21 protein-coding genes are annotated in these 26945 nt (G+C 69.3%); 6 read left to right on the top strand and 15 right to left on the bottom strand.

The features are described 5' to 3' along the window. Positions 1–14: 14 nt before the first annotated feature. Positions 15–962, top strand: coding sequence for a methionyl-tRNA formyltransferase (locus tag AC068B_RS10110; RefSeq protein ID WP_478670419.1), 948 nt, complete (start codon positions 15–17; stop codon positions 960–962). Between the two features lie 77 nt (positions 963–1039). Here AC068B_RS10110 and AC068B_RS10105 read toward each other — a convergent pair whose 3' ends face one another. Further along, entirely contained in the window at positions 1040–3199 is a 2160-nt protein-coding gene (locus AC068B_RS10105) for a RecQ family ATP-dependent DNA helicase (RefSeq protein WP_478670416.1), read from the bottom strand. Between the two features lie 349 nt (positions 3200–3548). Between AC068B_RS10105 and AC068B_RS10100 the strand changes: the two genes are divergently transcribed. Next, positions 3549–4196: a hypothetical protein gene (locus AC068B_RS10100; RefSeq protein ID WP_478670414.1), complete on the top strand. Its 648-nt coding sequence runs from the start codon at positions 3549–3551 to the stop codon at positions 4194–4196. A 171-nt stretch (positions 4197–4367) separates the two neighbouring features. Here the strand turns inward: AC068B_RS10100 and AC068B_RS10095 are convergent, their stop codons facing one another. The 3 genes from AC068B_RS10095 to AC068B_RS10085 form a co-directional block, all read right to left on the bottom strand. Next, positions 4368–5084 (bottom strand): hypothetical protein, encoded by a 717-nt coding sequence (locus tag AC068B_RS10095; RefSeq protein WP_468567628.1) that lies wholly within the window; start codon positions 5082–5084, stop codon positions 4368–4370. Between the two features lie 79 nt (positions 5085–5163). Next, positions 5164–5865 (bottom strand): ribonuclease HII, encoded by a 702-nt coding sequence (locus tag AC068B_RS10090; protein WP_356249980.1) that lies wholly within the window; start codon positions 5863–5865, stop codon positions 5164–5166. A gap of 90 nt (positions 5866–5955) precedes the next feature. After that, entirely contained in the window at positions 5956–6570 is a 615-nt protein-coding gene (locus tag AC068B_RS10085; protein WP_478671247.1) for a TetR/AcrR family transcriptional regulator, read from the bottom strand. A 139-nt stretch (positions 6571–6709) separates the two neighbouring features. Here AC068B_RS10085 and AC068B_RS10080 point away from each other — a divergent pair, with 139 nt between their 5' ends. Next, complete coding sequence (locus AC068B_RS10080; protein ID WP_478670412.1) at positions 6710–8269, top strand: MFS transporter; 1560 nt, start codon at positions 6710–6712, stop codon at positions 8267–8269. A 148-nt stretch (positions 8270–8417) separates the two neighbouring features. On the opposite strand, the gene AC068B_RS10075 is transcribed toward AC068B_RS10080, so the two are convergent. From AC068B_RS10075 to abc-f, 4 genes are all read right to left on the bottom strand, one after another. Further along, a complete protein-coding gene (locus AC068B_RS10075) occupies positions 8418–10265 on the bottom strand; it encodes a DUF4153 domain-containing protein (protein WP_478670410.1) in 1848 nt (615 codons plus the stop codon). Positions 10266–10486: 221 nt separating this feature from the next. Beyond that, positions 10487–11395, bottom strand: coding sequence for an ADP-ribosylglycohydrolase family protein (locus AC068B_RS10070; RefSeq protein WP_478670408.1), 909 nt, complete (start codon positions 11393–11395; stop codon positions 10487–10489). A gap of 114 nt (positions 11396–11509) precedes the next feature. Continuing rightward, positions 11510–12169 (bottom strand): histidine phosphatase family protein, encoded by a 660-nt coding sequence (locus AC068B_RS10065; protein ID WP_478670406.1) that lies wholly within the window; start codon positions 12167–12169, stop codon positions 11510–11512. A 34-nt stretch (positions 12170–12203) separates the two neighbouring features. Then, positions 12204–13814 carry a ribosomal protection-like ABC-F family protein gene (gene abc-f / locus AC068B_RS10060; RefSeq protein WP_478670405.1) on the bottom strand — a complete coding sequence of 537 codons (1611 nt, stop codon included), beginning with the start codon at positions 13812–13814 and terminating at the stop codon, positions 12204–12206. Between the two features lie 425 nt (positions 13815–14239). On the opposite strand from abc-f, the gene AC068B_RS10055 reads away from it, so the two are divergent. Further along, positions 14240–14770 (top strand): TetR/AcrR family transcriptional regulator, encoded by a 531-nt coding sequence (locus tag AC068B_RS10055; protein WP_478670402.1) that lies wholly within the window; start codon positions 14240–14242, stop codon positions 14768–14770. A 65-nt stretch (positions 14771–14835) separates the two neighbouring features. On the opposite strand, the gene AC068B_RS10050 is transcribed toward AC068B_RS10055, so the two are convergent. Both AC068B_RS10050 and AC068B_RS10045 read right to left on the bottom strand, forming a co-directional pair. Beyond that, positions 14836–15441, bottom strand: a complete 606-nt coding sequence (locus AC068B_RS10050; RefSeq protein WP_478670401.1) for a YdbC family protein — start codon at positions 15439–15441, stop codon at positions 14836–14838. A gap of 33 nt (positions 15442–15474) precedes the next feature. Then, a complete protein-coding gene (locus AC068B_RS10045) occupies positions 15475–16296 on the bottom strand; it encodes an arylamine N-acetyltransferase family protein (protein WP_478670399.1) in 822 nt (273 codons plus the stop codon). 123 nt (positions 16297–16419) lie between these two features. On the opposite strand from AC068B_RS10045, the gene AC068B_RS10040 reads away from it, so the two are divergent. Continuing rightward, a complete protein-coding gene (locus AC068B_RS10040) occupies positions 16420–17016 on the top strand; it encodes a TerD family protein (protein ID WP_478671245.1) in 597 nt (198 codons plus the stop codon). Positions 17017–17223: 207 nt separating this feature from the next. Here the strand turns inward: AC068B_RS10040 and AC068B_RS10035 are convergent, their stop codons facing one another. Then, positions 17224–20121, bottom strand: a complete 2898-nt coding sequence (locus tag AC068B_RS10035; protein WP_478670398.1) for a vitamin B12-dependent ribonucleotide reductase — start codon at positions 20119–20121, stop codon at positions 17224–17226. Between the two features lie 137 nt (positions 20122–20258). Beyond that, complete coding sequence (gene nrdR / locus AC068B_RS10030; RefSeq protein ID WP_478670397.1) at positions 20259–20804, bottom strand: transcriptional regulator NrdR; 546 nt, start codon at positions 20802–20804, stop codon at positions 20259–20261. A 495-nt stretch (positions 20805–21299) separates the two neighbouring features. On the opposite strand from nrdR, the gene lexA reads away from it, so the two are divergent. Beyond that, positions 21300–22085, top strand: a complete 786-nt coding sequence (lexA, locus tag AC068B_RS10025; RefSeq protein WP_030778599.1) for a transcriptional repressor LexA — start codon at positions 21300–21302, stop codon at positions 22083–22085. Positions 22086–22212: 127 nt separating this feature from the next. Here the strand turns inward: lexA and AC068B_RS10020 are convergent, their stop codons facing one another. From AC068B_RS10020 to AC068B_RS10010, 3 genes are read right to left on the bottom strand one after another with little or no spacing between them, the layout of a single operon-like run. Continuing rightward, entirely contained in the window at positions 22213–24183 is a 1971-nt protein-coding gene (locus AC068B_RS10020; RefSeq protein WP_478670394.1) for an ATP-dependent DNA helicase, read from the bottom strand. Positions 24184–24223: 40 nt separating this feature from the next. Further along, positions 24224–26158: an IucA/IucC family protein gene (locus AC068B_RS10015; protein WP_478670393.1), complete on the bottom strand. Its 1935-nt coding sequence runs from the start codon at positions 26156–26158 to the stop codon at positions 24224–24226. 58 nt (positions 26159–26216) lie between these two features. Next, entirely contained in the window at positions 26217–26933 is a 717-nt protein-coding gene (locus AC068B_RS10010) for a GNAT family N-acetyltransferase (protein WP_478670391.1), read from the bottom strand. Positions 26934–26945: the final 12 nt, after the last annotated feature.

The following is a 26945-nucleotide window of genomic DNA, read 5'->3' as shown; positions in this document are numbered from 1 at the left end:
GAGGAGGAACCCCCATGCGGGTCGTCATGTTCGGTTACCAGACCTGGGGGCACCGCACCCTGCAAGCCCTCCTGGACTCCGAGCACGACGTGGCGCTGGTGGTGACGCACCCCAAGAGCGAGCACGCGTACGAGAAGATCTGGAGCGATTCCGTCGCCGACCTCGCCGAGGAGCACGGCGTTCCGGTGCTGATCCGCAACCGTCCTGACGACGACGAGCTGTTCGAGCGTCTCAAGGAAGCCGACGCGGACATCATCGTGGCCAACAACTGGCGCACCTGGATCCCCCCGCGCATCTTCGGCCTCCCGCGCCACGGCACGCTGAACGTCCACGACTCGCTGCTGCCCAAGTACGCGGGCTTCTCCCCGATCATCTGGGCGATGATCAACGGCGAGCCCGAAGTGGGCGTCACCGCGCACATGATGGACGACGAGCTCGACGCCGGGGACATCGTCCGGCAGGAGGCGGTCGCGGTCGGCCCGAAGGACACCGCCACCGACCTCTTCCACAAGACCGTCGACCTCATCGCCCCGGTCACCATCGGCGCGCTCGACCTCATCGCCGCTGGGCAGACGGAGTTCACCAAGCAGGACCGCTCCCAGGCGAGCTTCTTCCACAAGCGGTCCGCCGAGGACATCCGCATCGACTGGACCTGGCCCGCCGAGGACCTCGAGCGCCTGGTCCGCGCCCAGTCCGCGCCGTACCCGAGCGCCTTCGCCTTCCACAAGGGCAAGCGGCTCGAGGTCGTCACCGCGGTGGTGTCCGAGGGCCGTTACGGCGGCACGCCGGGCCGCATCTTCTACCGCGAGGGCGAGGGCGTGGTGATCGTCGCCGGAGCCGACGCCCGCAACGGCCGCAACCACGGCCTGGCCATCACGCGCATACGGACCGAGGACGGCCGCGAGCTGCCCGCGACGGAGTACTTCACCTCCATGGGCGGCTACCTGACGAGCCGTCCGTGAGCTGACGCCGACGTACCGGCTTCCCGTGCCGATGTTCCCGTACCGGGAGCGGCACGGGAGCCTCAGTCCAGGGAGGCTCAGCCCGCCGCGGCGAGCACCAGGGGCAGCACCTCCGCGCTGCCCGCCCGCCGCAGGAGGCGGGCGGCGACCGCGAGGGTCCAGCCGGAGTCGGTGTAGTCGTCCACGAGCAGGATGGGGCCCGGCGAGGCGGCCAGCGCGGCGGCCAGCTCCGCCGGGACGGTGAAGGCGTCGGACAACGACCGCAGGCGCTGGGCGGAGTTGCTGCGGCGCGCCGCGTGCGCGCCGTCAGGACCCTCGTACGCCAGCGTCCCCAGGAAGGGGAGGCGCCCGACGGACGCGATGCCCTGCGCGAGGGAGCCGACGAGCTGCGGGCGTGCCAGCGACGGCACGGCCACGACGCCCACCGGCCGGGCGGCGGCGTCCGCGGCGCCGCTCGCCCATCCCCCCGGAGAGCGCGCCCAGTCGGCGAGGACGGCGACCGCGGCCTTGAGCACGTCGTCGGGGACCTGCCCGTCCGGCGCACTCTCGGCCAGCAGCGGACGCAGCCGGTTGCCCCAGCCGATGTCCGAGAGGCGGCCCAGCGCGCGCCCGGTGGAGCACTGCTCCTTGGCCGGAATCCGGCCCTTGAGCTCGACGCCCAGCGCCGCCATGCCCGTCGGCCACATCCTGCGCGGCTCGACCTCGACACCGGGACGGTCGAGCTCCTTGGCCGCGCCCGACAGCGCGTCCTCGGAGACGGATGCGTCGGTCCAGGCGCCCGCGCAGTTGTCGCACCGGCCGCACGGGGCGGCCCCCTCGTCGTCCAGCTGCCTGCGCAGGAACTCCATCCGGCACTGGTCCGTGCTCACGTAGTCCCGCATGGCCTGCTGCTCGGCCTGCCGCTGCCTGGCCACCCATGCGTACCGCTCGGCGTCGTAGACCCACGGCTCGCCGGTGGAGATCCAGCCGCCCTTGACCCGCTTGACCGCCCCGTCCACGTCGAGCACCTTCAGCATCGTCTCCAGACGGGTGCGACGGAGCTCCACCACGGCCTCCAGGGCGGGCACGGACAGCGGCCGCCCCGCGTCGGCGAGGGCGGCGAGCGTCTGGCGGACCTGCGCCTCGGGCGGGAACGCGGTGTCGGCGAAGTAGCGCCAGATGGCCTCGTCCTCCTTGCCGGGCAGCAGCAGCACGTCGGCGTGCTCCACGCCTCGGCCCGCACGGCCCACCTGTTGGTAGTACGCGATCGGCGAGGACGGTGAACCGAGATGCACCACGAAGCCCAGGTCCGGCTTGTCGAAGCCCATGCCCAGCGCCGACGTGGCGACCAGCGCCTTGACCCGGTTCTCCTGGAGGTCGATCTCGGCCTGCAGCCGGTCGGCGTTCTCCGTGCGTCCCGTGTAGGAGGCCACCTTGAAGCCGCGCTGCCGCAGGAAGGCGGTGGCCTCCTCGGCCGCGGCGACAGTGAGTGCGTAGATGATCCCGGAGCCCTGCAGTTCGTCGAGGTGCTCGGCGAGCCAGGCCAACCGGTGCGCGGCGTCCGGCAGTTGGACGACGCCGAGGCGCAGGCTCTCGCGGTCCAGCGCGCCGCGCAGCACCAGGGCCTCACCGGCGCCGGTGCCCAGCTGTTCGGCCACGTCCGCCGTCACGCGCGCGTTCGCCGTCGCGGTGGTGGCCAGCACCGGCACACCGGCCGAGAGCTCGGCGAGCATGGCCCGAAGCCTTCGGTAGTCCGGCCGGAAGTCGTGCCCCCAGTCGGAGATGCAGTGCGCCTCGTCCACCACCAGCAGACCCGTGGTGGCCGCGAGCTTGGGCAGCACCTGGTCACGGAAGTCCACCGAGTTGAGGCGCTCCGGGCTGACGAGGAGGACGTCGGTCTCGCCGCGCTCGACCTCTCCGTAGATGGTGTCCCACTCCTCGGGGTTGGCCGAGTTGATGGTGCGGGCCTGGATGCCTGCGCGCGCCGCGGAGTCGACCTGGTTGCGCATCAGGGCGAGGAGCGGAGAGATGATCACTGTGGGGCCCGCGCCGCGCCGCCGCAGCAGGGCCGTCGCCACGAAGTACACCGCGGACTTGCCCCAGCCGGTGCGCTGCACGACCAGGGCGCGCCGCCGCTCCTGCACCAGTGCCGCGACCGCCTGCCACTGGTCCTCGCGCAGCCGCGCCGAACCCCCGGGGTCGCCGACGAGCTCGGCGAGGATGGCGTCGGCTTCGGTACGGAGCTCCAGGTTGTCCATGCCCCCATGCAACCCGATGGCACTGACAATCGCCCAATCCGCCACGGGTCGGCTCGCGGCTCTCGCGCCCCTCGCGGCACCGGCGGACTCGGCGGGCCCGGCGGACCCCTCGGCGCCGAAGGACTCGAAGGCCCCGGAGGACTCGAAGGGCGGCGATCTGGGCAGGGATATAAGCAGCGCATCGCCCGATACCGGCTTGTGGTGCCGATTGTTCATTGCCCCCGGCGATCGCGGCGGGAACAATTGGAACCGCTCCCCGTGCGGCCCCATGGTCCGGTAGGGCTGTGCCGCAGTGCGCTCCCCCAGACCGACCCCGCCCTCGCACGGGCGCGTAGCCGAAGGGAGGACCGTGACCTTCGGATTCGCCTCGTCCGGCGCGGCATCGTTGCCGGAACACTCGGCGTCGGCCGAATTTGCCCCCGACTCCGCCTACTCCGCCCACCGACTGGCCCGGGTACTCGAGCCCGCCGAGTGGTCGGCAGCGGGAATTCCCTTGCTGCGCAACCCGCGAGAGGTCGTCAGCGGCCTGCACGCGCGCCATCTGCCGACCACGGCGACGGCCGTCGTGGCCGTGCTGGATGCGGACGAACGGCTGCGGGCGAGCGCCTCGTTCAGTCGGCGCGCGGCCATGACGGACGGCTGGGTCTTCCGCAACGCGCTGCTCGCGCAGCTGCGCCGGATCATCCCGCACGACCTGCGGCGCCGCACCCCGGTGCGTACCGCCGTGCTGCTCTACTGCCGCGAGGGGGAAGCCCGTTGGACCCAGGAGGACGGGGCCTGGATGTGGGGCCTGCGAGATGCCTGCACGCTGCACGGGCTGCGCTGCGGCGCGTACATCACGCTGACGTCCGACGGCTGGCAGGTGCTTGGCGAGGGACGCGGCGGCCGACGGCCGAGCGTCGGCTCACGGCCCGAGCTCTTCCCCGGGACCGATGTGCCGACGATGCGCACCGGAGGGGCCGCCTCCGATGTGCTGCGCCGCGCGGCGGCACGCTGACCCGCACCACTGCCCGCCACACGTCGGCCGTCACACGGCGGCTGTCACACGACGCCCGTCGATCGGCGCTCCCGCGCGGTCGGCGCCTGACGGCACCACCGCGCGGTCGACCACGACTCCGCGCCAGCAACGACTCCACGTCAGCCATGACTTCGGCCGACGGAAGTCGTCTCAGACGCCCGCGCCCAGCATCGAGTTGATCCGCTGCGGGTCGCCGCAGACAATCAGCAGGGTGCTCGCACGGGTGAGGGCCGTCGGCAGGGCCGAGACCGCGGTCTCTTCGCTGCCGCCGTTGAGGGCGACGACGACCACGGGCCGGGACACGGCACGGTCCAGGGCGGCGGCGTCGGCGTAGAAGACGTCGTCGCCCGCGTCGTGCTGGGCCCAGTAGGAGGCCTCACCGAAGGACAGCTCGTGCGTGGCCCACGGGTGCGGGTCGCCGGTGGTGATCACCAGGACCTCGCCGGGGACACGTCCGGAGTCGAGCAGGAGGTCGACCGCTTCCTCGGCCGCGTCCAGCGCGCCCTCGGCCGAGGCCGGGATGAGCTGGATCTGCGGAACCGAGGCCGAGGCATCGGCGCTGCCGCCCGGCGCTTCGGCAACAGGCCCGCCAGAAGTGGCGGGGCCGGAAGCGGAAGCAACGGGACCGGAAGCGGCGGGACCGGCGGCAGCCGGGGCGGCAGGCCCGGGCTTGGCGGCCGCATCACGCGGCGTGCGCTGCGCGGGCGGCATCGGCCGGGCAGGACCCGGACGGCCGGGACGCGGCGGTGCCGCGGGACGCGGGCCGGGTACGGGGCGGGGGGTCGGCGCGGTGCGGCTGCTGGCCGGCGTGGCGCGGGGACCCTGGGCACTCTCGTGAATCTGAGGCTCCTCGGGAATGAGAGGCATGAAGTGTTGTCTATCAAACGCCGACGCGACTCGCGTCGGCGGGTGGCACATGAGTGCGACGGGAAGCACCGGAAAAGCGTCAGAACTCAAAGCCGAGCTGACCCTCGATTTCCGGAACATTTCCGTCCGCCCAGCTGCGGGCCTTCTTGAGGTGCCGCCACTGAGGCAACGCATCAAGATACGCCCACGTGAGCCGGTGGTACGGGGTGGGCCCCCGCTCCGCCAGTGCAGCCTTGTGCACCGGCGACGGATAACCGGCGTTGGCCGCAAAACCGAAGTCTGCATGTTCGATGCCCAGTTCGGCCATCATTTTGTCGCGCTGAACTTTAGCGATCACCGAAGCCGCGGCGACGGCCACACAGGACTGATCACCCTTGATCACCGTACGAACCCGCCAGGGGGAGCCGAGATAGTCGTGCTTCCCGTCGAGGATGACCGCGTCCGGGCGGACCGGCAGCCCCTCCAGAGCACGCACCGCGGCGAGCCGCAGCGCGGCCGTCATCCCCATGGCGTCGATCTCCTCGTGCGAGGCATGACCGAGGGCGTGCGCCGTGACCCAGCCCGTCAGTTCCTCGGCGAGCGCGGTGCGCCGCTTGGGAGTGATCAGCTTGGAGTCGGTGAGCCCTTCGGGCGGCCTGCGCAGTCCCGTGACCGCCGCACAGACGGTGACCGGACCGGCCCACGCGCCGCGCCCGACCTCGTCAACACCGGCGACGATCTTCGCTCCGGTGGTGGCGCGCAGGGAGCGCTCGACGGTGTGGGTGGGTGCTTCGTACGGCATGGCGGCAATAGCCTACGCCGCCCTGGACGGCCCGCGACACCCAGGCTCGCCGAACGGCCCCGGAGCCCGCTTCCCGGACGGACCGGGCCGTCAGGGCCGCAGCAGCGGAACCATCACCTGGTCGATCAAGGCCTCGAATTCATCGTCCTGCCATTCGCTCCCGCACACCTTCGAGCGATACATGAACATCGCCGGAATCACATCGCATACGTACGCGTCGACACCCCCGGAACGAACCTCTCCGCGCTCAATTCCGCGACCCACGACCTCCTTGATCAACTTGACGCTCGGCTCGATGATCCCTTCGAAGATCACGTCATGGAAGCGCTCGGCCGTCGCCGTGTCGCATTCGTGAAGCACCGAGCGCAGGGCGAAGCCGGTGCGCGAGAACATGGTGACCCGCATCTCCTTGCACAGCTGCAGCAGATCCTCCCGGACGCTGCCGAGGTCCGGAGGGCTGTCGAGCCGGGGCAGCCCGGCCCGCAGCGCGTCGACGACAAGATCCTCCTTGGACGGCCAGCGGCGGTACACGGCGGCCTTACCCGTCTGCGCGCCCGCGGCCACACCCTCCATGGTCAGCCCGCTCCAGCCGACCGTACTGAGCTGCTCCAGGGCGGCATCGAGGATCGCCCGCTCCAGCACAGGCCCCCGGCGGCGCGGGGACACCGCCCGGGCGGGAGCGGCCGACCAACGAGAAGTAGCCATCAATTTCTCTCCATCGAGCACACAAGGAAGGCGTAGACCAGAAGAAGGGTGAGTGAACGCTTGCGTTCACTCAAGAGGAGTCACTACCGTCGTAGTTGACAGTGAACGGGTCCGTTCACTAAGGAACTTGTGGGGGATCATGACGACCACCTCTCAGCTGACGAAGAATCAAAAGCCCGGATCCGCCCGCCGAGAGGGGCACCCCGGCTTAGCTCTCACCGTCATCGCGGCCTGCCAACTCATGGTGGTACTCGATGCGACGATTGTGAATATCGCGCTCCCCCACATCCAGGGAGCCCTCAAATTCTCGACGACCGACCTCACTTGGGTCGTCAGCGCATACACCCTCACCTTCGGCGGCCTGCTGCTGCTCGGCGGTCGCGCCGGTGACATCCTGGGACGCCGCCGCGTCTTCATGGCAGGCATCCTCCTCTTCACGGCCGCCTCGCTCCTCGGCGGTTTCGCCCAGGAGCCCTGGCAGTTGCTGGCCGCACGCGCCCTCCAAGGCGTCGGCGGCGCCATCGCGTCGCCCACCTCGCTGGCACTCATCACGACGACCTTCCCCGAAGGCCCCGAACGGAACCGCGCGTTCGGCGTCTTCGCGGCCGTCTCCGCAGGTGGTGGCGCCATCGGCCTGCTGGCGGGCGGCATGCTCACCGAGTGGCTCGACTGGCGCTGGGTCCTGTTCGTGAACGTGCCCATCGGCATCCTGATCGCCGTCCTCACCCCGCTCTACATCAATGAATCCGAGCGCCACCCCGGCCGCTTCGACATCCTGGGCGCGCTCACGTCGACGCTCGGCATGGCCTCCCTGGTCTACGGATTCATCCGCGCCTCCGAAGAAGGCTGGCGCGACAGCGTCACCGTGGGTTCGTTCGCCGCCGCGGTCGTCCTGCTCGTGGCCTTCGTGTTCGTCGAGAAGCGGGCGAAGGAGCCGATCACACCCCTCCGGATGTTCGCCGACCGCAACCGCTCGGGCACGTACGTGATCATGCTCAGCCTGGCCGCCGCGATGTTCGGCATGTTCTTCTTCATCGTTCTCTTCGTCCAGAACATCCTGAACTACACCCCGATCGAGGCGGGCCTGGCCTTCCTGCCGGTCACGGTGGTCATCGCGGTCGGCGCGGCCCTGTCGCAGAAGTTCCTCCCCGTGCTCGGCCCCAAGCCGTTCATGGTGACCGGTTCCGCCATCGTCGCCCTGGGCCTCGGCTGGCAGGCACTGATCGGCCCGGACAGTTCGTACGTCGGCGGCGTGCTCGGCCCGATGCTCCTCTTCGGCTTCGGCATGGGTCTGAACTTCGTGACCCTGACACTGACCGCCGTCTCCGGAGTGGCACTCCACGAAGCGGGCGCGGCATCCGGCCTGCTCAACGCCACCCAGCAGGTGGGCGGCTCCCTCGGCCTCTCCATCCTCACCACGGTCTTCGGCACGGCGAGCCGGAACGAGGCCAAGGACCAGGTGGCCGACTTCATGGCGAACGCCACACCGGAGCAGAAGGCCGAGTTCGCCAAGACCCATGAGCTTCCCGCTCCCTGGAGCCACGAGGTCCTGGCCCACGGCATTTCGACCGCCTTCATCCCGGCCGCCGCCATGGCCGTGGTCGCCCTGATCACCGCGGCACTGGTGATCCGCGTACGCAAGAGCGACCTCGACGCCCTCGCCGGCACGGCGAGCGCCGCGGGCCCGGCGGCCGGCTGACGGAACGGACAGTGGGCACCGCGCCGACCGGGCAACCAGGACCGGCAGGGTCGGCGCGGCACCCGCACCCGCGTACCGCCGCATAAACCCATGTCGATACATCGACTTAGGCAGTACGAAAGACACGGGGCGCACCCGCCCGGGATTATCAGTACGAGTCGTAGGGAGCATCCCGGCTCTCGCCACAGACACCGGGGTCCACGGCGAGCGGCCGCTCCTCGATGATCCGCCGGGCCCGGGACTCCCCCAGGCTGGTCGCGAACCACGGCTCGTCCCCGGATTCGAGGTCCTCAACCACGTCCTTGAGCGCGCAGGAACGCTCCGGCTCCGGCAGCTTGTCCAGGGCGGGCACCGCGTCCGCGGACAGCTGGCGCGTGTAGTCGAAGTCGAACTTCCCGGTCTCCTCATACCTCTGTACGTTCCGCTCGGCTATCAGCGCGTCGGGCGACAGCAGCCCGAACGCCAACACACCTGCCGCCGCACTGGCAGCAACAGCACGCGGCAGCCACCGGGCGCCCCATACCCCCGCGGCCATGATCAAGAGGACGATCACGCCGAGCCAGAGCTCCACCGCGACGACCGAGATCCTCAGCCTGGTCAGCCCGTACGCCTCCACGTACATGTCCATCCGACGCACCGCCGACGCCACCACGACGAGCGTCATCACACACAGCGTGCCGAGCACCGCGCGCACCAGCGTGCGGTCCTGAGCACTGCCGCGGGGAGCCCAGCGCAGGGCGAACACGATGACGAGCAGAGTGAGCAGAGTGGCGAGAAGCAGCTGCCAGAACCCCTGCCGCGCATAGTCGGAGTACGAGAGCCCCGTCTTGTCGAGCACGGTGTCGTACCCGCCGAAGAGCACAGCCAGCTGGACCGCGTTGAACGCCGCGAACAGCACGTTCAGCACGATCAGCGGCAGCGCCCACTCGACCCGCCCCCGGGCCCGCCCGGGATTCACCACGAGCCTGTCCCAACGCACGGGCGACGCCGCCGTGTGCGCAACCGCGAGCGCTCCGACCACCCCGATGACAAGGAGCAGGACACGCCAGGGGCTCCCAGAGACCGAGGCGTCGGGTATCAGATCGCCGAGCAGATCCGCGAAGGCGGCGTCCGCACCCGCGAACAGCGCACCGAACACAACGAGCAGCACCACCGTCACCGCAACGGCACGCAGCACAGGCCCCGCACCACGCGCCCCACCAGCCCGCTCCCGCACCCCGCGCCAGCCCCACCGCACCCCGGTGAGGATCGCGTCGAAGAGGCCGAACGGGCTCAGGAGTATGCCTATCCAGGTCTTGCTGCCATGCAGCGCGAACGAGCCGAGCGCGATCGAGGAGACGATCGCCAGGAACGAGGGCCACCCCGCGTCACGCAGCGCGGGCACGACCAACAGCCCGAGCCCGCCAACGGCCCACACCAGCGACCAGGCGCGCGGCCGAAGCCCACCCTTTTGCGCGGCGAAGTAGGCGGCGAGCGTGGCCGGGACGGCAACGATCAGCAGATTCAACGCCAGCCCGTCGCCCAGCAACAGCATGCTCAACAGCCCGGTGGCCAGCACCGCCCAGAGCGTCGCCGTCCGCACGGGCCCGGGCGGATCGACACGCAGATCAGCGAGAAGCGGCGTGTGTTCCACAGGCCCGGGAACCTCCCACGAGTCACGCCCACCCGCCCCGGCCGTCCCAGTTGACCCGGGCGACCCAGCCGCCCCCGCAGCCAATTCGCGCCGCTCACGCCCCACCTGCGACAGATCTACAACTTGAGCCGCCCCTACCGACTGAGGCACACCAACTGACTCGCCCACCTCAGTTGAAGCTTTCGCCTCGTCGATCTCACTGGGCTCACTGGGCTCACTGGGCTCACTGGAGCCAACAGCCTCACCCGTACTGCTCTTACCGTGCGCATCCTCTGCATCACGCGCACCTCCTGCATCACGTCCGTCTGACGTGTCGGACACGGGACCCCCTCCCGGCCGGTCCACACGCGCAGCACGCCACATACAGGTGGCCGCAGGGTCGCCAGGACCGGCATCTCGTTCAACGCACGCGAGTCAAGATCAACTAACGGCCCACCCGAGCGTAGCCGCATGCCCCACCGGCGCCGCCGCCCCGGTCGCGCCTGTGGCATGACCGTGACAGTGGTGGTCCAGAGGCGGGAACTCCCGAAACCGAGGGAGTCAGGTAAGAGATTCAGGAAGCGGACGCCGTGGACGAGGTCAGCTCAGACCGCCCCGCCGGAAGCCCAGTCGGGCAGCGCCTCGGTGCGCTCCAGCCACTCCTCGGGCGGCGCGCCGCCCTCCCCGGACGCGACGACCCCGCCCACGATGGCGCACGTCGTGTCCATGTCTCCGCCCACCCGGGCGGTGTCCCAGATGGCCCGCTCGTACGCCCCGAGCCCACGAGCCGCCGACCACAACGCGAACGGCACCGTGTCATGCGCCGTCGTCCGCCTACCGCACCCGAGAACCGCCGCGACCGTCCCGGCATCGCCGTAGTCGAGCATGTCCCGCGCCCGGCGCAGTCCCGCGCCCACCGCGCTGCGCGGCACCAGAGCGATGACCCCGTCGAGCAGCTCCTTCGGCGCGGGCGGCCCCGCGGGAGCGGCCACCAACGCCGCGGCCGCGGCCACCGCCATCGCTCCGACAACCGCCTCGCGGTGCTGATGCGTGGGGTAGGCCGAGATCTCCGCCTGGTGCGTCGCCTGCTCCGGGTCGTCCGCGTACCAGGCGCCGAGCGGGGCGATCCGCATGGCCGCGCCGTTCCCCCAGGACCCCTGCCCCTTGAAGAGCGCAGAGGCAAGCTCCCGCCAGTCCCCGCCTTCCCGGACCTGCCGCAGCAGCCGGTTCACGGCAGGGCCGTAGCCACGGTCGAAGTCATGGTGCTCGGCGAACGACAGGGCGAGGGCGTCCTGATCGATTCGGCGGTGCTCGGTGAGGATGGCCAGCACGGAGCAGGCCATCTCTGTGTCGTCGGTCCACTGCCAGGGAGCGTCGGGCAGCTCGCGGCGCTTGAGCAGTGGGTAATGCGCGGGCACGAAGAACTGTGAGCCCAGCGCGTCCCCCACCGCCAGTCCGCGCAGGCTGGCCAGAGCGCGCTCAAGGCGCCGGTCGGGAGAGGAATCAGCGGTCATCGCCCTGCCACTCTAATTCGTTGCCAACAGATCCAGCACCATCCAGGCGGCCCTGCCCACCCTGTCGGACCCCTGGGCCGGAGATATCGCCATCACGGCTCCCGGCCGGGGCGACTAGCCGGTGACGCCGTACGGCTCAGGCTCGCGCCAACGCTCGAACGGCCGGTCCAGCGTGTACTTGCCGTCGTCGCCCAGGACCAGCACCCTCATCTCCCCGTTGCCCGGGTTGGACAGCGACTCGAACTCGGCGACCGACCAGTGGAACCAGCGCATGCAGAACAGCCGCATGGTCAGTCCGTGTGTGACCAGCAGGACGTTCGGCGGGTGGTCCGGCGCTTCGAAGCTCCGGTAGAGGCTTTCGAGGAAGGCTCCCACCCTGTCGTAGACATCGGCCCCCGACTCCCCTTGCGCGAAGCGGTAGAAGAAGTGTCCGTACGCGTCGCGGTACGCCTTCTGCAGCCGAACGTCGTCCCTGTCCTGCCAGTTGCCCCAGTCCTGTTCGCGCAGCCTCGGCTCCTCCCGTACACGCACCAGCTCGGGGTCGAGCCGGAACGCCTGGAAGGTCTCGTGGGTGCGGCGATACGGCGACACGTACACACTCACCCGCTCGCGGCCGAGCAGTTCCCGCAGGTGTTTGCCTCTGTCCTCCGCCTGGGACCACCCCGTCTCGGTGAGCTCGAGGGCGTGGTCGGGTTCGCGCTCGTACACGGTGTCGTCGGCGTTGCCTGCCGACTCGCCGTGCCTGACCAGGATGATGCGCCGCGGGCGTGCCATACGGAAACCCTAGATCGGGTCACCGGTGGACTGCTCAGTCGGGTAGCCGCCCGGACTCCATCCGGCGTATTCGGCCCGTGAAGCGCCGACGGAGCAATCGGTCGTGCGAGACGACGACCAGTGCTCCTGTCCACTGGTCCAGTGCCGCCTCCAGCTCTTCGACCAGGCCCAGCGCCAAGTGGTTGGCGGGCTCGTCCAGCAACAGCAGGTCGGCGGGCCTGGCGAGCAGACGGGCGAGGGCCAGCCTCCTTCGCTGTCCGGCAGACAGGAAACCTACCGGGACGTGCAGGTCACGGGGCCGGAACAGGCCGTACGAGAGGAGCAGGTCCCGCTGCTCGTCGTCGGTCAGTCCAAGGCCTCTGCCGAACACTTCGAGGACGGGCTCAGCGGGGCGCCGTACCGGTATCTCCTGAGCGAGATAGCCGATCCGCCCTCTGCGGACGACAGTGCCTTCGTCGGGCTGGAGCACTCCCGCCATGGTGCGCAGCAACGTGGACTTGCCCGCGCCATTGCCTCCGTGGATCAGCAGCCGCTCGCCCGCCGAGACGGTGAGCGAAGCCACGGCCAGCCGCTCACCCACCTTCACGTCCCGCAGGCTTACCAGGGCCCCTTCGGTGGCTCCCGTCACCGGGCGCGCCGTGAAGCTCAGTGGTTCGGGAGGCCGGTGCACCGGCTGTTCCTGCAGCCTTCGGAGTCGCTCCTGAGCGTTCCGGACCCGCCCCGCGACCGAGGCCTGGACCCGTCCTCCGGCCCGGTCGTACGCCATCTTGTTGTTGTCCTTCATGCCACGTCCGCCCGCTACCTCATGGGCAGTGGTCGCCATGAACTCCTCAAGCCGGTTCGTCTCCTCGCACCACTGTGCGTACTGCTGCTCCCAGCGCTGCCGGGCGGCCGCCCGCTCCGCGACCAGTCCCTGATAGCCACCGCCGTGCCGCACCACCGACCGGCGGTCGGCGTCCACTTCAAGAATCGCGGTGGCGACGCGCTCCAGGAACACGCGGTCGTGAGAGACCGCGACCACAGTCCCGCGATGTGCCGAGAGGGCGCTCTCCAGCCAGTCCAGCGCGCCCTCGTCCAGATGATTGGTCGGCTCGTCCAGGAGCATGACTTCGGGGGCGGCCGCCAGGAGACAGGCGAGGCCGAGACGGGCCTGTTCACCACCCGACAGACTGCCCAGGACCCTGTCGCGGCCGATGTGCCCGAGCCCCAGTCCGTGCATCGCCTTGTCCACGCGCGCGTCCGCCTCATAGCCGCCGCGCAGCTCGAAAGCCGTGAGCAGGTCGCCGTACTCCCCCAGTTCACGCTCGGTCGCGGAACCGAGGTCCGCTTCCAGAGCACGCAACCGGCTCTCCATCGCCCGCAGTTCGGCCAGGGCCGCATCGATGGCGTCGTCGACGCACCGATCCGCCGGAAGCCGAGGGGTCTGCGCGAGAAGCCCGGCCCCGCGCTCGGCGACGGTCACCACCTCACCCTCGTCGGGCCGCTCATCGCCGGACATCAGGTGCAGCAGCGTGGACTTCCCCGCGCCGTTCTCCCCCACCACACCTATGCGCTCGCCCGGCCTGATCGTGAGAGACACCGCGTCGAAGATCAGCCGATCCCCGCGAGCCTTGGTCACGCCGTGCAGAGAGATCTGAGTAGGCACAGGCACCCCCGATTTTCGGTCCACCTCAATCAAACGCAACTCCTGTCGCATTACGACGAGTGTGGCAGACTGATCCGTCTAACGCAACACGAGTTGTGATTAATTGCCGGACTGGACCGCGAGGAAGGAACAGATCGATGAGCGAAAAGCCTGTTGCGGCTGGTCAGAGCGGTGGCGCGCCGCGCACCGAGCGGCGCGGACCGGGCGGAGACGGTCGACCCGCGGAAGCCGCAGAAGCCGCAGAAGCCGCGCAAGCCGGGGCGGGACCCGATCCATCTGCTTCACCAGCTTCATCCGCTTCGCCGGCGCCTTCCGCTGCGACCGCCTCGCCCACCGAGTCCGCCGAGCCCACTTCGCCCGCTCCCGGCACCCGTCGCCCCGGCGGCCGAACGGCCCGTACCCGAGCAGCCGTCCGCGACGCCGTAATGAGCGGCCTGGCCGATCACGGATACCCCGGGCTCACCGTCGAGTACGTCGCGGACCACTCGGGGGTGCACAAGACCACGCTGTACCGCCGCTGGGGCGGCCTCGAAGGCATGGTCGCCGACGCCCTGGACATGGCGGGCGAGGACACCTGGACTCCGCCGGACACCGGCAGCCTCGAGGGCGACCTGCGCGAGCTCGCCCGGGAGGTCGTCGATTCCTTCACCGACGACGCGGCCGCGGCGGCCCCCACCGCGTTTGTCGCGGCGGCCTTCCAGTCGGCGCGGGCAGCCGATGCCCTCCACACCTTCTACGCCGAGCGGTTCGGCCGCTGCGAGACAGTCGTCGAGCGCGCCGTGGAACGGGGTGAGGCAGCCCCGGACACCGACGCGGCGGCACTCGTCCGCGCCGTGTCCGCCCCGCTGCTGCTCCGCGTGTTCATCACACGCGAACCGGTCGACACCGCACTCGCCGACCAGTCGGCAGCGGCAGCCATCGCCGCCACCCGCGAAGGCGCGTTCGCTCGGCGTTGACGGTGAACGGCTGCAGCACCACCGGCGGCGCCGATCCGCGAAAGGTCAGAGGAGGGGCACGGCGTTCACACCGTCCACGACGGCTCCAACTGCACGATGTCCCCCGCGAGCGCGGCGACGTCGGCGTCTGTCTGTGCCCGCAGCGAGAGACGCTCCACCCGCTCGGCGCGGTACTTTCCGTGCTCGGCCGACGACAACCACATGGACAGCACCAGGAATTCATGCCCGGGCGCTTCGCCGAAGAGACCACGCACCATTCCGGGCGAGCCCGCCATCGCAGGGTTCCAGACCTTCTCCTGCATCAGCGCGAAGTGCTCCACCCGAGGTTCACGGACCTTGCAGTGCGCGACGCGCACCACGTCCACGTCCGTGAATCGCGGCTCGAACCCGGTCTTGACGTCGAAGCGGTGGTCGAAGAGCTTGGCGCGGAGATCCGTGTAGGTGCCGGACTGCGCGGCGGCCAGGCGGTCGTGGGAGCGCGCCATGAAGGAGTCGTAGAAAGCGCGACTCTCCCAGAACGCAAAGACGTGAGCGACACCCGGCCTGCCCCGACTCCACCCCCCGCCCTGACCCCGGAACCCCGGCTCCCCCAAAAGCCCCGCCCACTTCCGCTGCCCTCGTTCGAACCCCCGACGGTCGACCACGGTGCAGCGAATCCACTTGACCAGCACCGCGCCATCGTACGGCGCGGAGCACGGCACGGGTCACGCTCCGGCGTAGTGCACCCGGATCAGCTCGGCCGAGTCCGCAGCATCCAGTTCAATACCGAACTCCCGGTCGAGAACGTCCATCAATTCGCCCACAGGAACGCTTCGTTCGTCCACCGAGCCGTCCGGGCGCGCCAGCGTCAACTGATCGCCCAGCAACCGGCGACGGACCTCGGGACCGGCCTTCTGCAACACCGGCCGACGAATGAACGACGACTTGGGGTGGGTCGACGTGTAGTGGTTCATTACTACGTAGTCGACCGGGAGCCGCCGCTCCTGGGTGTACGCGTAGAGGTCGAACCATCCGTCGGGGCGCCATGTCCGCAGCGCCAAGACACCTTCGTTCTCCTCCTGGAGGCTGAAACGCCACTCTCCTTGTTGCATTTCCACGCCCCCACGCAGCGGGATCGGTTCGAGCAGCCCATCGGCTCCGAACCCGGTGTCGCAGTGCCACGCTTCGCCGTCCACCTCGACCTTCAGGAGCATGTGGCTCACCGCGCGCGTGGAGGTCGCCCCGGCCCTGACGCGTGCCCCGAGTCCGGTGACGTCGAAGCCGATGCGTTCCAGGGCCGCCGCGAAGAGCAGGTTCTGCTCGTAGCAGTAGCCGCCCCGCCGTCTGCGCAGCAGCTTGTCCTGCAGCGCAGACAGGTCCAGCGGAACCGGGCGGCCGAGCATCATCTCGAGGTTCTCGAAGGGGATGGCCGCCACATGCTCTCGGTGGAGCGTGCGCAGAGTCTCCAGATCCGGCTCCGTCTTGCCCGTGTGGCCGAGCCTCCCCAAGTAGGCGTCGATATCGAGTTCTTCCCCGTTCCATGTCATGGGCCCATGATCTCCGCGGCCGCACTCCGGACCAACCAGGTTTGGCCGCGACTCAGTTACTGAGTCACTGACCTGGGGCACTACGACGTTGTCAGCCCCACGTCGTAGCGTGTGCGTTACGCCATAGCGTGTGCGTGGTGGGACGAGCCTGGTGAAGCGACGGCGGCCAGATCACGAGGAGGGGGAAGTCCAGTGAGCAGTGTCAGCAAGGGCATCAAGAAGGTCGAAGTCGGACTCAAGTGGGATCCGAGTCCGGCTGGAACACCGCCCAACGACCTCGACATCATCGCGGCGACGTACGCGGCCGATGCGCCGTACGGCGCCCCTGTGTACCTCGTGCACTTCGACAGCCGCTCCCCCGACGGCACGATCACCCTCAACCGCGACAGCAGGACGGGGCAGGGTTTCGGTTTCGACGAGGTCATGACGCTGGAGCTGGACCGCCTCGCTGCCACGTTCACCCGGGTCGTGGTGGGAGTGGCCATACAGCAGGAGACGGGCCAGAAGGTGTTCGGTGACATCTCGAACGCCGCGTTCCGGATCCGTGAGGGCCACAAGAACCTGGCGGAGAGCGACCTGGCCGGCATCTCCGGCTGCACGGCCGCGACCATCGCCCATTTCACCCGGGACGAGTCCGGAGCATGGTCGTTCCGCAAGGTCGTCCGGGGCTTCGACGCCGACCCGACGACGTTCGCCTCGCTGATGGGCAGCGAGCACTGACCCCTCTGGCCGACACAGACCCAGGCTGACACGGGCCGCGAGACAGACGGCTGAGCCCACCACGCTCCGGCCGAGCCCACCACACACAAGAGGCCCACCACACACAAGAGAGGGTGCCGACCCATGGTCGGCACCCTCTCTCACGTGGTGCTCAGCGTCTCCGGCAGCAGGCGCTCAACGCCGCCTCGGACGCAGTCCCGCTCGCTGTCAGCTGCAGCCGCTGGTCGAGCCGCAGCCCTCGCAGATGTAGCAGGAACCGGCGCGCTGCATCTTCGTCCCGCAGGAGAAGCACAGCGGCGCGTCGGCCTGGATGCCCAGCTGCATCTCCACGAGCTCAGCGCTGGTGTGCGCCTGCTGCGGAGCCTCCTTGGCCACCTCGGCCTCGGCCTTCGGCGTGGAGACCGCCTTCAGGGACTCGGGCTGCCGCGGAGCGGACTGCGCCAGACCCTCGACGTCCACCTCGTCCTCGGCGGGCTCGTACGACCCGGTCTCCAGGTGACGCTGACGCTCCTCGGCAGAGTGGATGCCGAGCGCGGAGCGCGTCTCGAAGGGCAGGAAGTCCAGCGCCAGGCGGCGGAAGATGTAGTCGACGATCGACTGCGCCATCCGCACGTCCGGGTCGTCCGTCATACCGGCCGGCTCGAAGCGCATGTTCGTGAACTTGGAAACGTACGTCTCCAGGGGCACGCCGTACTGCAGACCGACGGAAACGGCGATGGAGAAGGCGTCCATCATGCCCGCGAGGGTCGAGCCCTGCTTGGACATCTTCAGGAAGACCTCGCCCAGACCGTCGTCCGGGTAGGAGTTGGCGGTCATGTAACCCTCGGCGCCGCCCACCGTGAAGGACGTGGTGATGCCGGGGCGGCCCTTCGGGAGGCGCTTGCGGACCGGACGGTACTCGACGACCTTCTCGACCGCGGCACGGATCGTGCCCTCGGCCTTCTCGGTGACCTCGGCCTTCTCCGCTTCCTTCTTCTTGGCGGAGAGGGGCTGGCCGACCTTGCAGTTGTCGCGGTAGATGGCGAGCGCCTTGACGCCCATCTTCCAGGCCTCGTAGTAGACCTCTTCGACGTCCTCGACGGTGGCGGTCTCCGGGAGGTTGACCGTCTTGGAGAGGGCGCCCGAGATCCACGGCTGGATCGCGGCCATCATGCGGACGTGGCCCATCGCGGAGATGGAACGCTCGCCCATGGCGCAGTCGAAGACCTCGTAGTGCTCGGTCTTCAGACCCGGGGCGTCGATCACGTTGCCGTTCTCGGCGATGTGGGCGACGACCGCCTCGATCTGCTCCTCCTGGTAGCCCAGGCGACGCAGGGCCTGCGGCACGGTGCCGTTGACGATCTGCATCGATCCGCCGCCGACGAGCTTCTTGAACTTCACCAGGGCGAGGTCGGGCTCCAGGCCCGTGGTGTCGCAGGACATCGCGAGACCGATGGTGCCGGTCGGGGCGATGACCGACGCCTGGGAGTTACGGAAACCGTTCTTCTCGCCGAGGCGGACGACGTCCTGCCAGGCCTCCGTGGCGGCGGCCCAGATCGGCGAGTCCAGGTCGTCCATGCGGACGGCCGAGGCGTTGGCGTCGGCGTGCTGCTTCATGACGCGCTTGTGCGGCGTGGCGTTGCGGGCGTAGCCGTCGTACGGACCGACGACCGCGGCGAGCTCGGCGGAGCGCTTGTACGACGTGCCCGTCATCAGCGACGTGATGGCCCCGGCGAGGGCACGGCCGCCGTCGGAGTCGTAGGCGTGCCCGGTCGCCATGAGCAGGGCGCCCAGGTTGGCGTAGCCGATGCCCAGCTGACGGTAGGCGCGGGTGTTCTCGCCGATCTTCTGCGTCGGGAAGTCCGCGAAGCAGATCGAGATGTCCATCGCGGTGATGACCAGCTCGACGACCTTGGAGAAGCGCTCGGCGTCGAAGGACTGGTTGCCCTTGCCGTCGTCCTTCAGGAACTTCATCAGGTTCAGCGAGGCGAGGTTGCAGGACGTGTTGTCCAGGTGCATGTACTCACTGCAGGGGTTCGAGCCGTTGATCCGGCCGGACTCCGGGCAGGTGTGCCAGGCGTTGATGGTGTCGTCGTACTGGATGCCGGGGTCGGCACACGCCCAGGCGGCCTCGGCCATCTTGCGGAAGAGCGACTTGGCGTCGACCTCCTCGATGACATCGCCCGTCATGCGGGAGGTGAGGCCGAACTTGCCGCCCTCCTCGACCGCCTTCATGAACGTGTCGTTCACGCGGACCGAGTTGTTGGCGTTCTGGTACTGGACGGACGTGATGTCGTCCCCGCCCAGGTCCATGTCGAAGCCCGCGTCACGCAGGGCGCGGATCTTCTCCTCTTCCTTCACCTTGGTCTCGATGAAGCCCTCGATGTCGGGGTGGTCGACGTCGAGGATGACCATCTTGGCCGCGCGACGCGTGGCGCCACCGGACTTGATGGTTCCGGCGGAGGCGTCGGCACCGCGCATGAAGGAGACAGGACCCGAGGCGTTGCCTCCGGAGGACAGCAGTTCCTTGGAGGAACGGATGCGGGACAGGTTCAGGCCGGCGCCGGAGCCGCCCTTGAAGATCATGCCCTCTTCCTTGTACCAGTCGAGGATCGACTCCATGGAGTCGTCGACGGCCAGGATGAAGCAGGCGGACACCTGCTGCGGCTGGGGCGTGCCGACGTTGAACCAGACCGGCGAGTTGAAGCTGAAGATCTGGTGCAGGAGGGCGTACGCCAGCTCGTGCTCGAAGATCTCGGCATCGGCGGGCGAGGCGAAGTAGCTGTAGTCCTCGCCGGCCTTGCGGTAGGTCTTCACGATGCGGTCGATCAGCTGCTTGAGGCCGGTCTCGCGCTGCGGGGTACCGACAGCCCCGCGGAAGTACTTGCTGGTGACGATGTTGACCGCGTTCACCGACCAGAAGTCGGGGAACTCGACGCCACGCTGCTCGAAGTTGACCGAGCCGTCGCGCCAGTTGGTCATGACGACGTCACGGCGCTCCCAGACCACCTCGTCGTACGGATGCACGCCGGGGGTCGTGTGGATGCGCTCGATACGCAGACCCTTGCTGGCCTTGGATCCCTTGGCGCGGGAACCTCGTGCCGGGCCGCTCGTCGTCTCGGTCATGCCGCCTCCCTATATCAGGCTAAAACGCCCTGAAGTGCCACGTTGTTCCCATGGCACGGATGTGTGTCTGATGCCGAGGGCACCCCGGAGGGCGCCTTCAACAGGTCTGGTTCGCCGCCGGCCCGTCGGTCAGCCGGTCAGTCGGCGGCAGTGGCGGGCACCGGGACTTCGACAGTCCCTCCCGGCCCGCAGTCATTCACGACGCGCTCTCCGCCCGCGTCGCTCGGCTCGGCATCGAGCCGCTGTTCCCTCAGCTCCTCGATGGCAGCCTCGAAGTCCTCAAGTGAGTCGAAGGCCCGGTACACGGACGCGAAGCGCAGGTAGGCGACGAGGTCGAGCTCCTGCAACGGGCCGAGTATGGCAAGGCCCACGTCGTGAGTGGTGAGCTCGGCGCTTCCGGTGGCCCGCACCGCTTCTTCGACCCGCTGGCCGAGCAGAGCGAGGGCGTCCTCGGTCACCGGCCGCCCCTGGCATGCCTTGCGGACGCCATTGATGACCTTGGTGCGACTGAAGGGCTCCGTCACGCCGCTCCGCTTCACCACCATCAGCGAGCACGTCTCCACCGTTGTGAAACGACGGGAGCAGTCGGGGCACTGACGGCGCCGTCGGATCGACGTGCCGTCGTCAGTGGTGCGACTGTCGACTACGCGGCTGTCGGGGTGCCTGCAGAAGGGGCAGTGCATGGAACTCCCAACCCTCCTTCACGGCACGACTCATAAGCCTCAACGAGCCCTTGGGGCCCTCGAAGCAGCCCCAAGCATAGGCGATCCCGGAGGCCCTGAAAGACCAGGGACCACAACTTCTGGGCTGCTGCCGCAATCCAACCACTAGATCTGGGGTTTGGCCGCTTTTTCGACATCGCGCGTGTCGTGCCGCCTCAGACAACCCCAGACGCAGATAGCCGCCACTCACGCCGCTCTGGGCGGGGGCCGGTGCCGGGTTGACGGGGTGCCGGGTGGCAATATGGGAGCCCCACCGAGGGGGCCACTGTCCCGGCGGTGAAGCGTACCGTAATGAACCGAATTGCCGTTCGGCCCGAGCGTTGGCCATACACCCAAACACATGATCACGGTAGGTAATCTCCGTTTTTTCACTCGAACGTGTGTTTGGCGCAACCTTTCGAAAGCAACTACCGTTGGCTAGCTAGGGAGAGAACATCTCGAGAGGGGCCGACCGACGTGACCACCACCGCAGACAGCGCCACCATCACTGCCCAGGACCGCTCCCAGAGCCGACTCGAGCCGGTGCATGCCATGAATGACGCAGCCACGAACCAGGAGGGGCCCAAGCCCACTCGCTCCCTGCCGGGCCGACCTCCAGGCATCCGCGCCGACAGCTCGGGGCTGACCGACAGGCAACGCCGAGTGATCGAGGTCATCAGGGACTCCGTGCAGCGGCGTGGCTACCCGCCGTCCATGCGGGAGATCGGTCAGGCGGTCGGGCTTTCCAGCACTTCGTCCGTCGCCCACCAGCTGATGGCTCTGGAGCGCAAGGGCTTCCTGCGCCGCGACCCGCACCGCCCTCGGGCGTACGAGGTGCGGGGCTCGGACCAGCCGAGCAGCCAGCCCACCGACACCACCGGCAAGCCCGCCGCGTCGTACGTCCCGCTCGTGGGTCGCATCGCCGCCGGTGGGCCCATCCTCGCCGAAGAATCGGTCGAGGACGTCTTCCCCCTCCCCCGCCAGCTGGTGGGAGACGGCGAGCTCTTCGTACTGAAGGTCGTCGGTGACTCGATGATCGAGGCCGCGATCTGTGACGGCGACTGGGTCACGGTGCGCCGCCAGCCCGTCGCGGAGAACGGCGACATCGTGGCAGCCATGCTGGACGGCGAAGCGACCGTCAAGCGCTTCAAGCGCGAGGACGGCCACGTCTGGCTGCTCCCGCACAACTCCGCGTACCAGCCGATCCCCGGCGACGAGGCGACGATCCTCGGCAAGGTCGTGGCGGTGCTGCGGCGGGTGTGACACCGCCCCTGACCGGGCCCCGGAACCAACTGCGCCGGTTCCGGGGCCCTGCTGCGTCTACGGCTCGCCACGCCCCGCCAGGCACGAGGGGCCGGTCGAGCACAAAAAGCCGGTCGGGCGCGAGAGGCTAGGCCTCGTCGGCCTTCGCCACCGCGTCGATCGCGGCCAGCGAGCGGCGTGCCTGATTACGGTCCGTCGTGTACCAGAAGTCGGGCAGCGAAGCCCGCAGGTAGCTGCCGTAGCGCGCGGTGGCCAGGCGGGGGTCCAGGACAGCCACCACTCCGCGGTCCCCGGAGGCCCGTACGAGACGTCCCGCGCCCTGCGCCATCAGCAGGGCCGCGTGGGTCGCCGCGACCGCCATGAAGCCGTTTCCACCGGCATCGTCGACCGCCTTCTGGCGGGCGCTCATCAGCGGATCGTCGGGACGCGGGAACGGGATCTTGTCCATGATCACCAGCTGGCAGCTGGCTCCCGGCACGTCGACGCCCTGCCAGAGCGACAGCGTCCCGAAGAGGCAGGTCTTCGAGTCCGCGGCGAAGCCCTTGATCAGCTCACCCAGCGTCTCCTCGCCCTGCAGAAGGATCGGCATGTCGAGACGCCCGCGCAGCTCCTCCGCCGCGCCCTGGGCTGCGCGCATCGAGGAGAACAGGCCTAGGGTGCGCCCACCGGCCGCCTCGATCAGCTCGGCCAGCTCATCGAGCATGTCGCTGCGCGTGCCCTCGCGTCCCGGCCGGGCCAGGTGCTTGGCGACGTACAGGATGCCCTGCTTGCCGTAGTCGAACGGGGAGCCGACGTCGAGGCCCTTCCAGACAGGTGCGTCGTCGGATTCGGTGCCCTCCGGAGCCAGGCCGAGCGAGGCGCCCACTCCGTTGAAGTCACCGCCGAGCTTGAGCGTGGCAGAGGTCAGGACCACCGAACGGTCGGCGAAGAGCTTCTCTCTGAGGAGGCCCGACACGGACATGGGGGCCACCCGGAGGGAGGCTCCGTAGCGATCGTGGCGCTCGTACCAGACGACGTCGTACTCGGATCCGTTCGTGATGCGCTCCGACACGTCGTGGATGGACTCCACGGAGGCGAGGGCCTGCTTGCGGACCGCGTCCTCGTCCTGGACCGACTTGTCCCTGGTCGAACCGAGCGCACTGATGACCGTGCGTGCGGCGTCGCGCAGGGCCATCAGCGCATAGCCGAGGTCCTCGGGAATCTCCTCCAGGCGGCCGGGCAGGGCCAGCTCCATCAGCCGCTCGAAGCCCTCCGAGGCGGTCTGGAGCTGATCCGCCGCCTTTTCGTTGACCAGCTTCGCCGCACGGCGCACGGCACGGTTGACCTGCCCCGGGGTGAGCTCTCCCGTGGCCACACCGGTGACGCGGGAGACCAGCTCGTGGGCCTCGTCCACGATCAGCACCTCGTGCTGGGGCAGGACGGGGGCGCCTTCGATGGCGTCGATGGCAAGCAGCGCGTGGTTCGTGACGACGACCTCGGAGAGCTTGGCGCGCTCCCGGGCCGCCTCGGCGAAGCACTCCGCCCCATAGGCGCACTTCGAAGCTCCCAGGCACTCCCTGGAGGAGACGGACACCTGGCCCCAGGCCCGGTCGGACACTCCGGGAGTCAGGTCGTCGCGGTCGCCGGTCTCGGTCACGTCCGCCCAGTCCCGCATCCGCAGGAGGTCCTGGCCCAGCTTGCTGGTGGGAGCGGCCGCCTCGAACTGGTCGAAGAGGCCCTCCTCCTCGTCCTGCGGCATGCCTTCGTGGAGGCGGTGCAGGCACAGATAGTTCGAGCGGCCCTTGAGCATCGCGTACTGAGGTCGGCGGCGCAGCAGCGGATGCAGCGCGTCCACCGTGCGCGGCAGATCGCGCTCCACGAGCTGGCGCTGCAGGGCGAGGGTGGCCGTCGCGATCACCACACGCTCGCCGTGAGCGAGCGCCGGCACCAGATAGCCGAGGGATTTACCCGTGCCGGTACCGGCCTGGACCAGCAGGTGGGAGCCGTCGTCGATCGCCTCGGCGACGGACTCGGCCATGGATACCTGGCCAGGGCGTTCCGTACCACCGACAGCGGTGACGGCGGCGTGCAGGAGCTCGGGGAGCAAGGGCTTCGTCATAGCGCGACCACCCTACGGTGCCCCACTGACAATCCGCCGATCAAGGCTGATGGAGGGGGTTGGCCACGGTTCCGTGCACGGCGGCGTGCGGACGCTGCGGACGATCACGGTACCCGTCGAGGTGGAGGCGGTTCCGGTTCAGGCAGAGCCGCTCGATTCGGGGGGTGAGCAGGTCGAACATCTCGTACCGTTCCTTCAGCTCCGGAGCGCGTGCCTGGTGCCGCAGGATCTCGGACCGCACGAAGGACCAGAAGTCGCTCTCCGGGACACCCAGTTGCTCCTCGCAGAGAGGCGCGAGATACCGGAAGACGCCTACGAAGAGACCCGAGTGGATGAACTGGGTGAGGAAGCCGGGGGGCTCGGTGAGCAGTACGTCGCGGACGTCGCGCGGCATCGAGTCCTGCTCGGGCAACGGCACCGCGCTCACGTTGACGTCGTCCACGAAGTCCTTCACCGCAAGCCGGACAGGCACGTCGTTGTCGTCGAAGACGACGATGGTGTTCTCCCCGTGGGGGGAGAACACCGTTCCGTAGCGGTACAGGAAGTGCAGCAGGGGCGGCAGCAGTGCGGCGAAGAGCCGTCGCAGCCAGGCCACGGGAGTCAGCCCCGAGCGTTCCACTAGCTCTGCGACGAACGCACGTCCGTCGAGGTCGGTGTGTGCGAGTGAGGCGAGGGTGCGGGCGCGTTCCCCGGGCGCCAGGTACCGGCTGATGGGCTCTCGCCAGATGGCGCCGAGCAACTCCCGATACTGATAGGGGACTTCAGGCAGCCCGTCGTACACGGGATGCTCGACGGCCACCGAGGCCACCTCGCCGAGGAGGATGACCCCGCATTCGTCCCGGAGGAAGGGGTCCGCGTCCCGGAGCGCGTGCATCCATGCCGTGACTGCGGGCGCAGCGACCGTGCGGCCGGTCGGGAGCCCCCGCCACACGAGGGTGTTGAGAACCGACAAAGGGAGCTTCACTGTGTGCCGGTCGGGGCGGGTGGTGTTCAGGAACGTACGGATGGATTGCTGGGGCAGGCGCAGATCGCCGTCGCTGCAGAGCGGGACGATGGCGTCGGTGGCGATGGACGGCGCAAAGAGCGGCAGCACGATCTCGTCCCACTGCCAGGGGTGCACAGGGAGGTAGAGGTACTCCTCCGGGGCCAGCCCACGTGCGCGCAGTAAATCGGCGAAGGCTCCCCTGGTGTCGGCGGAGAGCTCCCGGGCATAGAGCTGCTGCGCGGTGTCCAGTCCCGTGACGCCCCGGTACACGGCGAGGCCGGTGTGCACGGCGATCCAGGGGAGGGTCGTGGAGCGGCGGGCCTCGGGCGCCCATCGGTCGGTGTCGCCCGCGGAGAAGCCGATGCGTCCCTTGTTGAGGACGAGCCAGGGGTGGCCTGTCTGGTGCCCTTCGAGTTCCGCGTAGTCGAGGTCGGCGAGCCGGGCAGCGCTGAGCGCCGTGTGGTCGATCCGGGCGTCGGCGCTGAGGGTGACGGTGAGCTCGCGGATGAGGTGACCGAGTGTGGCCCCGTCCAGGCCCAGGGTCCGGCGGGCCAGTACGAGGAATCGCAGGGGGTCGCTCAAAGAGTGGGCAGGCCCGTCGCCCTCGGTGAGGGTCAGGCCGACCGGGTCCACGTACCAGCTGCCGTACGAGCCGCGGCGGGCGCGGAAGGTGACGCTGGAGCCCTGCCGGCCCGCCGAGTCAGTAGTTCCGCCGTGCTCCCCCGCCGCCCCGGCGTCCTCGGCCGCTTCGGCCGCCCCGTCCTGGTCGGCAGGATCAAGGTGGAGCCGATAGGTGTCCCCGCCCCCGTCGGTCCCGGATACAAGTGCAGGTACGGGCACGGGGCGAATGATCTCCTCGTACGCGAACTCCCCGATCATCTTGGCCAGCAGGCGCCGTCCCGCCTCTCGCCATCTGTCCTGGGTCAGCTCGGGCGGGTCGTACAGCTCGGGGGCGGGGCGGGGAATCGGGCTGGCGGACGGATTCGGCACGGGGACTCCTCAGTGAGGGAACCGGATCGGGTCGAGCGGTGTACGAAAAGTGATCGAGTCAGAGCACGGCGCGCAGGGCCCGGTCACGAACCATGAGAGCCGCGCGTTTGTCGGGCAGATCCACCTCGGCGAAGAAGCGGAAGCCAGCGCTCAGGAAGGCGGAGACGGAGGGGGTGTTGCGCAGATCGGGTTCAGCTACGACGCGTGCGCAGGCAGGACGGTGGTCGAGCACCAGGTCGGCCACGGCTTTGAGCAACGAAGTACCGAGGCCACGGCCGCGGTTGGCGACGCTGCCGATGAGGAGGTGGATTCCGGTGTCGTGCGGCCGCGACGCGTAGTGCCTGGCGAGGAGGTCCAGGTCCGCTCGGTAGATCTCCCAGTAGCTCATCGGCATGCCGTCCAGCACACCCAGGCAGGGAACGCTGCGTCCGTCCCCGTCGAGCTGAGTCCGGAGGTGGGCCTCCGTCACGGCTTCGGGTCCGGCCAGCTCCCAGAAGGCGGCCACAGCAGGGTCATTCATCCATCGGCTGATCAGCGGGAGGTCACGTTCGAGACGTACGGGTACGAGCTGGAAGACACCGGCACCGGTGGTGGTGGGGCCCCAGTCCCCGACGCCGTCCAGGAGGTCGTCCTGCACCGCGCCGACCCGCCGCTCACCCTCGGCCAGCAGGGCGACGAGCTCATCGGGCAGCCGCAGGTCGAGGGTGTCCGTGCAGTCGGCGCCGGCGGTGGCTGATTCGATCCCGGCATCGGTGCTCGCATCGGTGGGAGGCACGACGTCGCTCCT

The organism is Streptomyces sp. NPDC042371 (genome assembly GCF_056437465.1).
Note: the sequence above shows the minus strand (reverse complement) of the source record. Positions and strands in the feature narration are given on the sequence as shown.